9 protein-coding genes are annotated in these 13,342 nt (G+C 65.8%); 3 read left to right on the forward strand and 6 right to left on the reverse strand.

Going from position 1 to position 13,342, the window contains the following annotated elements:
* Positions 1–45 precede the first annotated feature (45 nt).
* The 4 genes from GJ654_RS09185 to GJ654_RS09200 form a co-directional block, all read right to left on the reverse strand.
* Positions 46–1,248: a hypothetical protein gene (locus GJ654_RS09185; RefSeq protein WP_196305482.1), complete on the reverse strand. Its 1,203-nt coding sequence runs from the start codon at positions 1,246–1,248 to the stop codon at positions 46–48.
* Entirely contained in the window at positions 1,248–3,944 is a 2,697-nt protein-coding gene (locus tag GJ654_RS09190; RefSeq protein WP_155445857.1) for a DEAD/DEAH box helicase, read from the reverse strand. Before GJ654_RS09190 ends, GJ654_RS09185 begins: the two co-directional genes overlap by 1 nt.
* Positions 3,945–4,473: 529 nt before the next feature.
* Positions 4,474–5,865 (reverse strand): MFS transporter, encoded by a 1,392-nt coding sequence (locus GJ654_RS09195; protein WP_155445858.1) that lies wholly within the window; start codon positions 5,863–5,865, stop codon positions 4,474–4,476.
* A gap of 81 nt (positions 5,866–5,946) precedes the next feature.
* Entirely contained in the window at positions 5,947–6,735 is a 789-nt protein-coding gene (locus tag GJ654_RS09200) for a hypothetical protein (protein WP_155445859.1), read from the reverse strand.
* A gap of 159 nt (positions 6,736–6,894) precedes the next feature.
* Between GJ654_RS09200 and GJ654_RS09205 the strand changes: the two genes are divergently transcribed.
* Together GJ654_RS09205 and GJ654_RS09210 are read left to right on the forward strand one after the other, a co-directional pair.
* Positions 6,895–7,449, forward strand: coding sequence for a hypothetical protein (locus tag GJ654_RS09205; protein ID WP_155445860.1), 555 nt, complete (start codon positions 6,895–6,897; stop codon positions 7,447–7,449).
* An 88-nt stretch (positions 7,450–7,537) separates the two neighbouring features.
* Complete coding sequence (locus GJ654_RS09210) at positions 7,538–9,043, forward strand: dienelactone hydrolase family protein (RefSeq protein WP_155445861.1); 1,506 nt, start codon at positions 7,538–7,540, stop codon at positions 9,041–9,043.
* Positions 9,044–9,295: 252 nt separating this feature from the next.
* Here GJ654_RS09210 and glpK read toward each other — a convergent pair whose 3' ends face one another.
* Together glpK and GJ654_RS09220 are read right to left on the reverse strand one after the other, a co-directional pair.
* The gene (gene glpK, locus GJ654_RS09215) at positions 9,296–10,777 is read right to left on the reverse strand and encodes a glycerol kinase GlpK (protein ID WP_155445862.1); all 1,482 of its coding nucleotides are present in this window, start codon (positions 10,775–10,777) and stop codon (positions 9,296–9,298) included.
* 103 nt (positions 10,778–10,880) lie between these two features.
* Entirely contained in the window at positions 10,881–11,138 is a 258-nt protein-coding gene (locus tag GJ654_RS09220) for a helix-turn-helix domain-containing protein (RefSeq protein WP_264586177.1), read from the reverse strand.
* A gap of 191 nt (positions 11,139–11,329) precedes the next feature.
* On the opposite strand from GJ654_RS09220, the gene hyfB reads away from it, so the two are divergent.
* Positions 11,330–13,339, forward strand: coding sequence for a hydrogenase 4 subunit B (hyfB, locus tag GJ654_RS09225; protein ID WP_155445863.1), 2,010 nt, complete (start codon positions 11,330–11,332; stop codon positions 13,337–13,339).
* Positions 13,340–13,342 lie beyond the last annotated feature (3 nt).

The following is a 13,342-nucleotide window of genomic DNA, read 5'->3' on the forward strand; positions in this document are numbered from 1 at the left end:
CGTGCCTGGCGCCGTGCCCCGTACCTGCAACTCGCGGCTGGCGCCCTAATGACGCGCCGCCTTTCGCGCCTTCGCGCCAATCCACCTCGCAGCGCGGGTTCGGCTTTGCGGTGGAGTGCTGTCGCCATCCGGCCTTGTCGCGGGCGGCCGGTCCGACTGCGAAAGGGTGGTGGGCGTCGGCTTCGCGCTGGCGGAGCGGGCGGGTTTTTCCCTGCCCGCGGCTGGCGCAGCTTCGGAGGCCGGCTTGGCGGGACGCCGGCCTCGCTTGGTCTGGGCCGCGTCAGCGCGGTCCGGCGCGGGAGCGGAATTCCTGCCGGAAGTCTTCGACAAGGCAGCCCGCTTTCGCGTCACCGTCGCCTCCGCGGGCGCCTCCGATTGCGGATTGGCCTTTTTGGCCAAGCTGCTTTGGGCGCCCTGCTCCACACCGCGCTTCGTCCTGGCGACGACCTTCTGCGCCGCGACCTTCGACTTCGACCCCGCCACGCGCTTGCCGGTCGGCGTGCTTTCCATGCGCGCCGTCGTCGCCGGTCGCGCCTCTGGCGCTTCGATCTCCAGCCCGAACAGCGCCGCCATGTCGTCGACGGCGAGCACGCGCGCGCTGCTGGCGCCGGCGTCGCAGATCGACAGATCGCCCGCCGAGGACACGAGGTCGCCGCGATCGACGCCACGCAGGGTGAACAGCACGTCGGGATCATGGTCCAGCCGCGCGCCCACGCCATAAAGCGTCGCCGCCACATGTTTGCACATTCCCGCCCAGTCCGGGCACGAACAGGACATCTTGATCTCTTTTGGCGTCGGGAACAGCCCGTCGGTCTCGCGGCAGACGCGCTCCATCACATGTTTCGAGAATTTTCCCTGAAGCAGTTCGACGAGCGAGCCGATCGAGCCGGCGCAATCGGCGCAGATCGCGCCCCAGCGCGCCGTCGCAGCGACGGTGACGTCGATCTTGACCTTGTAGGTTTCCGAACCCGCCACCAGAGCCTCGACCTTGCCGCGCGAAACACGCAAGTCGATGACGGCGCCATGCTTGACGTAAGAGCGCCCGCGCCCCAGCCGGTTGGCGTAGTCGGAATAGCGCTCGAGATTATCGCACCACGCCCTGCCCCAGAAGCTTTTGGCGATCTTGGCGCCGTCCACCACCACCGGCGCGACGGACGTCCCCTTCTTGCGCAGCTTTTCGACTTCCTTCGCAGCCCGGGCGCGGCGCTCGGCGACCGAGACATAAGGCTGGAAACCCCAAAAGCTCATCACGCCTCCCGTGTCGCCGCGTCGAGATCGAGACGAACGAGGTCGAGCAACTGGCGGCCGTCGAGTTCAGTCAAATTGATCTCGCCGCCGCCGTGCAACAGGTCATCGGCCATCCGCATCTTCGACTCGATCAGCGCATCGATTCGCTCTTCTATCGTGCCACGGCAGATGAACTTGTGCACCAGCACATTTCGCTTCTGGCCGATGCGGAAGGCGCGGTCGGTCGCCTGGTTCTCGACCGCGGGATTCCACCAGCGGTCGAAATGCACCACATGCGACGCCGCCGTCAGCGTCAGTCCCGAACCGCCCGCCTTCAATGACAGCACGAAGAAGGGCGCACGCTCGTCCTCCTGAAATTGCTTCACCAGCGCCCTGCGCTTGCCCACCGCCGTCTCGCCGCTGAGCGACAGGCCGGGACGCTGGAAAATGTCGGCGAGCAGGGCGTACAGCGGGTCGATCGCTTCGGTGAACTGCGTGAACACCAGCAGCTTTTCTTGCCGGCTGGCGATGGTGGCGGCGACTTCGGCGAGCCGGGCGAATTTGCCGCTGTCCTCGCTCGCCCAGTTCGATCCGACGATCCCGTGCTCGGCGTGATTGCAAATCTGCTTCAAGCGCATCAGCGTCGTCAGAACCAGCGCGCGCCGCTCCATTCCGTCAGCATTCTCAAGCCGGCTTTCAAAGGCGTCGACGGTGGTCTGGTAGAGCGCCGCCTGTTTGCGGCTGAGGCTGCAAAACGCCTTCACCTCCGTCTTGTCCGGCAGGTCGGCGATCACGCTGCGATCGGTTTTCATGCGCCGCAGGATGTAAGGCGCGATCAGGCGCCGCAGCGGCGCGTAGGACGGCGGCGTCTGGTCGGCGAGCCGCTTGGCGAAGGTTTGAAATGCCTTGGAAGACCCCAGCAGTCCCGGATTGAGGAAGTCGAAGATCGACCAGAGATCGCCGAGGTTGTTCTCGACCGGCGTGCCCGTGAGCGCGATGCGTCCCTCGGCTTCCAGCGCCTTCACTGCGCGGGTCTGCTTGGCCTGCGGGTTCTTGATCGCCTGCGCCTCGTCGATGACGACGAACCTCCAGGGAGTCTTGGCGATCCAGCCGAACCGCAACAGCGCGCCATAGCTGATCACGACGAGATCGTTTTTCGCCAGCGCGGCTTCTGGCGCCGCGAGCGTGTCCGCCTTCGCGAAGGCGGGATGCGCGACAAACACGTTTAGGGACGGCGCGAATTTTTCCGCCTCCGCCGCCCAGTTGGCGAGGAGCGACGCCGGGGCGACGATCAGGCTGGGGCGGCGCTCTCCGTCGCGCTGGGCGAGCAGCAGCGCGAGCACCTGAACCGTCTTGCCCAGGCCCATGTCGTCGGCGAGACAGGCGCCGAGGCCGAGGCGCGCCAGAAACCCGAGCCAGCGCACACCGGCCTCCTGATACGGCCTGAGCGTCGCCTTGAGCGCCTCGCCCGGCAGCGCCGCCGCGATGGCCTCCGGGCGGCGACAGGCGTCAAGGGTTTGGGCGAGCCAGTCGCCCGCCTTCACATGCGCCCAGGTCCTTTCGGCGGAAGACGCCGCATCGCGCGCGCCGATGTCGGCGCCGGCGAGCAGCCGCATCGCCTGGCCAAAGGAAATCCCCTCGGTCTGGGCAAGCCTTTCGATCTCGGCGTAGCGGTCGAGCGCCGCCTTCAGCTTGTCATGATCGACCTCGACCCATTTGCCGCGCAGCAGGACGAGGCCGTCGGTGGCGGCGACGAGGCTGGCGATTTCGTCGCGGGTCAGGGGCTCGCCATCAAGCGTGACATCCACCTTGAAGTCGAGCAACTGCCCTGCCCCCACCAGCGACGGCGTGTTCGCGCCGACGGTGGCTTCGACGGCCGGGCGGCTCGGACGGCTGGCGGGCCAGGACGCCGGCATCCGCACCACCAGGCCGGCTTCCTCCAAGGTCGCGACATCCTGCAGCAGTCGCATGGCGTCGGCGGGCGTCCAGCGCAGGGGATGGAAAATCTCGCCGGAGTCAACGATCTCCCTCAGCCAATCGCAGGCTTCGCTGGCGCGACTGACCGGCTCCAGCAGTTTGAGCAGATCGGCTTTGGCGCTCGCGCCGGCATATTCGCGCAGAACCGCCCCCAGCGGCGCATGGCGAAGCGCGCCCTGCCCTGTCAGGCCCGGAACATAGGTGGCGAGAAAGGCGAAGGGCCGCTCGGCGTCCTTGCGGTTTTCGGCAAGATTGAAATGCACGCGCCCGACATGCCGCCACCGGCTGTCGCGCGCGGCGAGAAACGCGTCCAGATCGAGACCGCTTTCTGCGCGCTCGACGTCAAAGGCATCGCTGAGCAAACGCCACAGTCCGGCTAACGCATCGGCGTCAAGATATTCGCCGCCGAGCATGGGCGGCGCCTCCTCGGCGATCTGCGCGCATTCGTCCAAGCTCGGGGCTGGCGCCGGCTCGTCTCCCGCCCGGCAGCGCGCAGCGGTGAAACGGAGCGCGACACTGCGCCAAAACGCAAGGTCGGCTGGCAGACGCCCGCCCGCTTCGGCGAGCCCAAGATGCGCGAGCCCATAACCCGCGCCACGCGCGAACGCCGCCTTGATGCCCGCTGCTATAGCGGCATCGTCGATGGTCGCCTCGCCGGCCACGTTTTCCAGACGCAGAGTTCCATGTGGCGTGATGACGGCGGCGAGGGAAAGAGGGTGCGCGCAAGGAGTCGGAGCCATCGCCTTTACCTAACACAGGCAACCGACGCTCCATACCGGGGTGCGGCGAGGCCTGGGTCCGACGGATTTTTTTCGGGAGGAAAACTGGTAATCATCCCGGTGACAATTGAAGAGACGAAAGTCCTTAATTTATTGACTTTATTATCTTTTATCGCCTTGTCGGCTGTTTCCCTTCACCCGCTCCAAAATCCCTGATGGAAAGTGTTTGGACGCGCGCGGTCGCTCGCCGGCTTCATGCGCCTTGTCGCCATCACACGAAAAACCCCGCAACCGGCTTTCGCCGTGCGGGGCCTCTGATCCTCGGCCACTGTACATCCCAGCTCGCCTTGGAATTGCAACTATACTGACCCAAGCTTGTGGCAAACTTATGACGACGAGCGCGCAGGTTTCTGTTTTCCAGAATGACCTGGATGCGCTTGATCTCGGCCTCGGCGTTTTTCACGCGGCCTTGGCGTGATCACACTGCGAAATTGTCGACGTCAGCAGGATTTTCATCCGAAAACCCGTGGCCACTTTTCGGAAATTCCGCTTAGGGCGACGTCGCCTCGATGGCGGCGGCCGACGCCTCCATGGTCTCGATATCCATCGCGCGGGTTTCCGTGCTCAGCAGCAAGGCGACAAGCGTGGCGCCGCCGAGCCCGGCGAGATAGAGGCCGACCGATCCCGGGCCATAGCCGGACGCAAGCCACGTGGCCGCGAAGGGAGTCAAAGCGGCGCCGAGGATCGAGGCCGCGTTATAGGCGATCCCCGAACCGGTGTAGCGCGTGTTGGTGGGAAAAAGTTCGGGCAACAGCGCCGACATCGGCCCGAAGGACAGGCCCATCAGGCTCATGCCAAGGCTCAAGAACGCCGCCATCAACCAGAGGTTCGCGTCCGCGCCCGATCCCATGGTGGCGGGCGACAGGAACCAGCCAAAACTCAGGCCGAACAGGATGATGGCGCTGGTCACAATGAGCAGAAGGCGGCGTCTTCCAAAACGGTCGGCGAGCGCGCCCGAAATTGGGATGAACAGCGCGAAGAACAGTACGGCGACGAGCTGGAGAGTGAGAAATGTCCTGTAGTCGATGCCGAGCATGCCCTGCTCGACCTTGCCGATGGCGTAGGACAGGGTCCAGGTGTTCATCAGATAAAAAATGCCGTAGGTGGCGACCATGATGAAGGCGCCGCGGAAAAGTTCGCCGAAATTGTTGCGAAACACTTCTGTCACCGGCGACCGCAGCTTTTCGCCGCGCTCCACGGCGCGGAGGAACACGGGCGTTTCGTTGAGTTTTACGCGCGCGTAAAGCCCGACCAGCACCATGAGGAGGGAGGCGAGGAACGGCAGCCGCCAGCCCCAGACGAGAAAGGGATCGTCGAGCCGCGCCGCGCCCGACTGGAACGCAAAAGCGGTGGTCAGGGCGAGAAAAGAACCGTTCGCCAGAATGAAGCCGAAGGGGGCGCCGAGCTGCGGCCACATCGCCGCCTTGGCGCGCTGGCCCGGCGCGGCGGTTTCGACGGCGAGCAGAGCGGCGCCGGACCATTCGCCGCCGAGCCCGAGGCCCTGGCAGAACCGCAGCGACGCCAGCAGCGCCGGCGCCAGCAGGCCCACCGTGTGATAGGGCGGCAGCAGGCCCACGGCGAAAGTGGCGAGCCCCATCAGCAGCAGTGAGCCGATCAATGTCGCTTTTCGTCCGGCGCGGTCGCCGAAATGACCGAACAGCATGGAGCCGATGGGACGCGCGATAAAGGCGACGCCAAAGGCGGCCATGGAGGCCAGCAGCGCCGCCGTCCCTTCGCCCTTGGGAAAGAACAGCAGCGGGAAGATCGAGACGGCGGCGGTCGCGTAAACGTAGAAATCGAAGAACTCGATGGTCGTGCCGATCACGCTGGCGACGATGATCCGCCGCCGCTCCTCCGGCGCGACCTCCACATGTCCGCTCATGGCCGGCTCCCATCGGGACAGAGCGCATCGCAAGCGACCGCCGGCGTCGGAACGACGACGATCGCCTTCACGCGAAATGCGTCAGAGCAGTTCGACCTTGAGCTTGTTGTGGAACGTCTTGCCGCGGAACTTTTCGAAGATCTCCACCGCGGCCAGGCTTTCCTTGTCGTTGTAGAACGGCGTGCCGGGACCGCGCTCGCGGATCAGGTCGCCGTTGGAGCCGCGCAGATGCGCGATCATGGCGTCAACCTTGAATTCCCGGGCGGGGCCGCGACCGATGCTGGCGGCCTTGGTGACCACAGGCGTGAAATCCACGGTCAGCCCGGCCTTCTTCGCGGCGGCGTTCAGCTCGTTGCTGGTGTAGCGGGCCGCCTTGGCGCCGCGTCCGGCGGCGACGGCCACGCGCGCGGGTTTCGCCGCGGCGGCCTTGACCGGCTTGCTCGCGGGCTTGGCGGCCTTCACCGGCTTGGCGGCCTTCACCGGCTTGGCGGCCTTCACCGGCTTGGCGCTTTTCGCGGCGGGCTTGGCGCGCTTGGCCGGCGCGGCGGTCTTCGCGCCTTTGGCGACCTTGGCGGGCTTGGCTTCAGCCTTCACCGGCTTGGCGGCTTTCGCCGCCCGGGCGGCGGGCTTGCGCGCCTTCGCGGGCTTGACGACAGGCTCTTCCTGAACCGGCGCGGCGGGCGCCTCGACTGCCTTTTTGGCGCGCGGGGATTTCGCCGGTTTCGCGGCTTTCGGCTTCGCGACTTTGGCCCTCACGGCGCGCTTCTTCGGCTGCGACTCCTGAGCGGGCGTTTCGACACTCGCCGGAGTTTCGGCGACGGCCGGTTGAGCGTCGGAAGTGATTTCGGTAGCCTGCGTGTCGTCGGTCATGAGTTAGTCTCTTGCCTCTGCTATTTTACTTCATTCAGCGTCGCACGAAATATTTGTCAACTTGTTTCGCCGGATTCACGCATCCAACCGCGCGTTTCGCGCGGCGCCAGTCTTGCTGGGGCACAGGTCGCGAACGCAATCGAGGAGGAGTTGCGCGTCATGAATACGACAACGCTCGCCAGCTTCAGGTTTCCGCGTCGGCTCACAACGACGTCCCGGGAGGACTATGCGCCGCAGGACATCATCGATGTCCTGAAGATCGATCCCTCCTATTTTCACCAGTCTTTTCGCAGGAAATTCAAGCCGAAGCCGGCGGAGCCCGACGCCGGCGATTTCTTCGGCGGACCCGCGCGCGCGCTCGACGTGACGTCGAAAACCCGCGACGCGCGCGAACTGCTGGAGACGATGGCGGCGCTCGCCGACTTCCACAAACTTGTGGTCCGCGAAGACGTCGACCGCTTCGAGGCGATCGAGCCGGATTTTTCGCGCTGGCGCGATTTTCCCGGCGCCTTCGTGCTGTGGACGGCGCGAATCATCGCCGATGAGTCCGCGCGCCTGCGCGTCGTCCGCCAGCTCGTCACCAGCGAGGGCGCGGTCGCCGCCGTCGCGCAGGCGCTGGCGCTGTCGCCGCGCGTCAGCGTGGACGGCGAGGACATGATCGTCGCCTATGTCGCGGAGCGGAGCCGCCGTCCCGCGCTCGCCGGGGAACGATGAGACAACCAAGACTCCTGGCGAGTGACTCCTGGCGATCTCGCGAGTGCGGCCCTATCTTGAGTGTCCCTGAACAAGCAAGACGGACCCGATGAAGATTCGCGCGATCGTGTTTCTCGCCGCCGCCCTCGCCATCGCCACCGGCTTGTGGTCGTTGCTGGCGCCGAAAGCCGATCTGACCATCGAGACCACGCAGGTGGACGAAATGCCGGTCACGGTGTTCCGTCCCGCGAACGCGCCGCCCGGCCCCGTCGTCGTCGTCGCCCATGGGTTCGCCGGCTCGCAGCAATTGATGCAGCCGGTCGCCGAAACCCTCGCCCACGCCGGCTATACCGCCATCACCTTCGACTTCGCCGGCCACGGACGCAACACGCGGCCGCTGTCGGGCGGGATCAAGGATCACGACCTGAGTTTTCGCATCCTCAGCGACGAGATCGACCGGATGATCCGGTATGCGCTGACCCTGCCCGGCGCGGGGCCGCGCGTCGGTCTTGTCGGTCATTCCATGGCGGCGATTCTGACCATCGACAACGCCGTCAACAACGACAAGGTCGCGGCCGTAGTCGCCTTCTCCAATTTCGGCAGCAAGGCGACGGCGAGCGAACCGAAAAACCTGCTGATCGTCGACGGCGCATGGGAGGCGTCGCGGCTGAAGGACGACGCGCTGCGGATCATCGGCATGGCGGCGGCGTCGCCGCAGGAACGGGTCACTTACGGCGACATGGCGAAGGGTTCCGCGCGCCGTCTGGTCTATGCCGAGGGCGCCGAACATGTCGGCGTCATCTACAGCCGCGACGGCCTCACCGAAATGCTGGACTGGCTGAACGCGGTGTTCGGGCGCACGCAAACCGGCGCGGTGGATGCGCGCGGAAAGGCGCTCGGCCTGCTGTTCCTCGGCCTGTTCGCGCTCGCGGCGCCGCTGTCGCGATTGCTGCCGGAGCTTTCGACGGTCCCGCTGGGCGCCGGTCTGCCGTTCAAGCGGCAATGGCCGGTCGCCGTGGCGCCGGCTGTTTTGACGCCGCTGATCCTGTGGAAAATCCCGACGGACTTTTTGCCCATCCTGCTCGGCGATTATCTCGTCGTTCACTTCGCGCTTTACGGCGCGCTCACCCTGCTGGGCCTGTGGCTGACGGCGCCTTCACACACCATGTGGCGGGCGCCCTGGCGCGGGTGCGTTGTCGCGGCCTTGCCCATCTTCGCCTATTACGCGGTCGGCTTCGGGCTGCCGATTGATGCGTTCGCGACCTCGGTCGCGCCCACCGCGACGCGCTGGCTGCTGATCGCGCCGATGTTCTGCGGCGTCGTCGTCTATGTGCTGGCCGACGAATGGTTTACGCGCGGCGTGGGGGCGGCGAAGGGCGGCTATCTCTTTTCAAAAATCTGTCTGGTCGTGTCGCTGGCGCTCGCCGTCGCGCTCAATCCGTCAAAACTGTTCTTCCTGGTGATGATCGTTCCGGTGATCTGCCTGGTCTTCGTCCTGTTCGGATGGGTCAGCCGGCTCGCCTACAAGCGCACGGGCGATCCGCGCGTCGCGGCGCTCGCCAACGCCGCCGCGCTGGCCTTCGCCATTTGCGCGACCTTCCCGGTGGTGGATTAGCGGTCCTCTACCCACGTGCGGGGCGATACTCGACCTGTTCATCGGCAAAGCAGGCTGGATCATCGAGTTCGATTCTGCGACTCCCCCTCTCCCCGCTCGCGGGGAGAGGGGGCGGCGGCGCCTCTCTCATACGGTTTCCGCAAGATCGCTTCGCGATCCGCGAAAACGAAATCGCGCGGAAATCCTTCAGGCGAAGGGCGGATTTCCGCGCGAGCGGAATACGATTTCCGAACTGATCCTTCGGAAATCGTATCACTCGACCCAGTCGAGGGACCGGGCCACCGCCTTGTTCCACATCTCGTAAAGCTTTTGACGCTCTTCCTGCGCCATGGCGGGGCGCCAATGCCGGTCCGCCTCCCAGTTGGCGACGATGTCGTCGGTGGACCCCCAAAAACCCGTGGCGAGCCCCGCCGCATAGGCGGCGCCGAGCGCCGTCGTCTCGATCACTTTCGGCCGCACAACCGGGGCGTCGAGCATGTCCGCCTGGAACTGCATGAGCAGGTCGTTGACGACCATGCCGCCATCGACGCGCAATTCCTTGATCGCCACGCCGGAGTCGCGGCTCATGGCGTCGAGCACTTCGCGGGTCTGATAGGCCGTGGCTTCGAGCGCGGCGCGGGCGATGTGCCCCTTGTTGGCGAAGCGCGTCAGGCCCGCGACGAGGCCGCGCGCATCGGCGCGCCAGTGCGGCGCGTAGAGTCCGCTGAAGGCGGGCACGAGATAGACGCCGCCATTGTCCGGAACAGTTTTGGCCAGCGGCTCGATTTCGGACGCCGCGCCGATCAGGCCGAGATTGTCGCGCAGCCATTGCACCAGCGCGCCGGTGATGGCGATGGAGCCCTCCAGCGCATAGACCGGCGCCGCCGCGCCGAGCTTGTAGGCCAGCGTGGTGATCAGCCCGCATGTGGATGGAAACGGTTTTGCGCCGGTGTTCATCAGCATGAAGCAGCCGGTGCCATAGGTGTTCTTCGCCTGTCCGGGATGCAGGCAGGCCTGGCCGAACAGGGCGGCATGCTGGTCTCCCAAAATGCCGGCGAGCGGGACGCCGGCGAGAACGCCGGTCGCGTCGCCAAAAACTTCGCTGGACGAGCGGATTTTTGGCAGGCAGGCGCGCGGGATGTCGAACAGGTTCAGAATGTCCTGATCCCAGTCGAGCGTTTCGAGGTTCATCAATTGCGTGCGCGAGGCGTTGGTGACGTCGGTGACGTGCCAGCCGCCAAGCTTCCAGGCGATCCATGAATCCATCGTGCCGAACAGCACATCGCCCGACTCGGCGCCTTTTTGCGCGCCGGGGACATGATCGAGCAGCCAGCGCAGTTTGAGCCCGGAAAAATAGGTGGCGAGCGGCAGTCCGGTTTTTTGCCGCAGCCGATCCTGGCCGCCGTTTTTTGAAAATTCGCGCACGAGATCGTCGGTGCGCGTGTCCATCCACACCAGCGCATTGTGCAGGGGTTCGCCGGTGTGGCGATTCCAGATCAATGTGGTTTCGCGCTGGTTGGTGAGGCCGACGCTGCGCAGATCGGCGGGTTTTAGGCCTCGCTTCGCCAGCGCGCCCAAAATGACCGCCTGGGTGTTGCGCCAGATTTTTGCGGCGTCGTGTTCGACCCATCCCGGCCTGGGCGTGATCTGTTCATGCTCCATCTGGTCGATGGCGACGATCTCGCCCTGGCGATCGAAAATGATGAAGCGGGTCGAGGTCGTGCCCTGGTCGATCGCGCCGACATAACTGCCCATTCTTTCCTCCGCCGGACGAAAAGGGCAGGCTATAACCTTCGACGCGCCGGCGCCATCGGGGCGCCCACTTGGGGTGACGCCCGGGCGCCGACGAGGATTTGCTTTATTTCGCGGGAGCGGCCTTGAGGCGCACGCCGCGGCCTCCGCCACGGCTTTCGACGTTCTCGCCCAGGATCTCCACCCCGGCGCGGTCGAGGGCCTCGATCACCTTGGTCAGCGTCTGCACCACGCCCCGGACATTGCCCGCGCTCGTTTCCATGCGCTGGATTGTCGGCAACGACACCCCCGACAGTTCGGCCAACTGCCGCTGGTCGATGCCGAGCAGGGCGCGTGCGGCGCGCATCTGGCAGGCGGTGATCACGTGACCTCCGGAGTCGCGATGGTGAATAAAGGCTCAATTCGCATTCTACCATGTTGACCATGGAAATATAGGGTTTAGGCTACGCTTCTCACGTTCGCTCTGTGAACTCTGATGGGTGATACATGACTCTTGACGGACTGCGCAGGACTCCGCGCCCGTCGGCCGGCGGCGCCCTCGGGGCGGGCTAAGCCATGCCGCTGTCCGCCTGGCTCCTCGGCGACGCCGCCCTGCTGGTTCTGGGATTTTTGGGCGTGTTCCTGAGCCGCGCCCGCGCCGGGTCGGCCCTTGTGTACAGCGCCGCCTTCGTCATCACCGCCCTGCTCTGCGGCGTCTCGGTGGCGCGCCTGCTGACCGGCGGCGAAGCGGCGACCATCACCCTGCCCTTCGGCCTGCCCTGGCTCGGCGCGCATTTCCGCATCGACACGATCTCGACCTTCTTCCTCGCGGTGGTGAATTTCGGCGCGGCGGCCGCCAGTTTTTTTGCCATCGGCTACGGCCGCCACGAATCCGAGCCCGGCCGCGTGCTGCCGTTCTTTCCGGTTTTTTTGGCGGCGATGAATTTTGTCCTGGTCGCCGACGACGCCTTCACCTTTCTTCTGTCCTGGGAGCTGATGTCGCTGGCCTCCTGGGCGCTGGTGATGGCCCATTCCCGCGAGCCCGCCAACGCCCGCGCCGGCTTCGTCTATATCCTGATGGCGAGCCTCGGCACGTTCGCGCTGCTGCTCGCCTTCGGCCTGCTCGCCGGCGCCGATGGCCACTACGCTTTTGACGTCATCCGCGCGCATCCGCCCACCCCCGTGCTCGCGGGGCTGATCCTGGCGCTGGCCCTGTTCGGCGCGGGCTCCAAGGCCGGCCTCGCGCCTCTGCATGTCTGGCTGCCGCTCGCCCATCCCGCCGCGCCCAGCCACGTCTCCGCGCTGATGAGCGGCGTGATGACCAAGGTGGCCGTTTACGGGTTTTTGCGCCTGGTGTTCGACCTCAACGGTCCCGCCGACTGGTGGTGGGGCATTCCCGTCCTCACCGCCGGCGCGGGGACCGCCGTGCTCGGCGTGCTGTTCGCGCTGTTGCAGAACGATTTCAAGCGCGTGCTGGCCTATTCGACGATTGAAAACATCGGCGTCATTTTTGTCGCGCTCGGTCTGGCGCTGGCCTTCAAGACCCATAATTTTGGCGCCGCCGCCGCGCTGGCGATGACGGCGGCTCTGTTCCATGTGCTGAACCACGCTGTGTTCAAAAACCTGCTGTTCTTCGGCGCCGGCGCCGTGCTCGCCGCGACCGGTGAGCGCGACCTGGGAAAACTCGGCGGCCTGCTGAAAAACATGCCGGCGACCGGCCTGTTTGTGCTGGTCGGCTGCGCCGCCATTTCGGCGCTGCCGCCGCTCAACGGCTTTGCTTCGGAATGGCTGGTGTTCCAGGCGATCCTGCTGAGCCCGTCGCTGCCGTCATGGGCCTTAAAACTGCTGATTCCGGCGGTGGGCGCGCTGCTCGCCCTGGCGGCGGCGTTGGCCGGCGCCTGTTTTGTCCGCGCTTTTGGCATCGGTTTTTTGGGGCGCCCGCGCAGCGATGCGGCCAAGGACGCGCACGAGGTCGACCGCTTTTCGCTGGTCGCCATGGGCGTTCTGAGTGTGCTGTGCCTGCTTGCCGGCATTTTTCCCGGCGTCATCATCGACGCCTTGTCCCCCATCGTGCGCGCGCTGGTCGGCGTCAGCATGGCGCCGCAAGCCGCGCTCGGCTGGTTCGCCATCGCGCCGATCGCGGAAAGCCGCAGCTCCTATGACGGCCTGCTGGTCTTCCTGTTCATCGCGCTCTCGGCCATGCTCGCCGCCTTCATCATCCACCGGCTCGCCTCGGACGCGGTGCGCGTCGCCCCGGCCTGGGATTGCGGTTTTCCCGATGCCGATCCCAACACGCAATATTCGCCGGAAAGTTTTGCCCAGCCGATCCGGCGGGTGTTCAGCGGCTTCGTCTTCTCAACGCAGGAGAGCGTGGACATGCCCGCGCCCGGCGATCTTCGCCCCGCCCGCTACGAATTGCGCGTGCGCGACCGCGCCTGGGACATCGTTTACAAGCCGGTGGTGGGCGCGGTGCAAAAACTCGCCGACGTGCTGAACCGGCTGCAATTCCTGACCATCCAGCAATATCTCAGCCTTGTCTTCGCGGCGCTGGTCGTGTTGCTGCTGGCGCTGGCGATCTGGACCTGAGCC

Source organism: Rhodoblastus acidophilus, from assembly GCF_009720655.1.
GTDB lineage: Bacteria > Pseudomonadota > Alphaproteobacteria > Rhizobiales > Beijerinckiaceae > Rhodoblastus > Rhodoblastus acidophilus_A.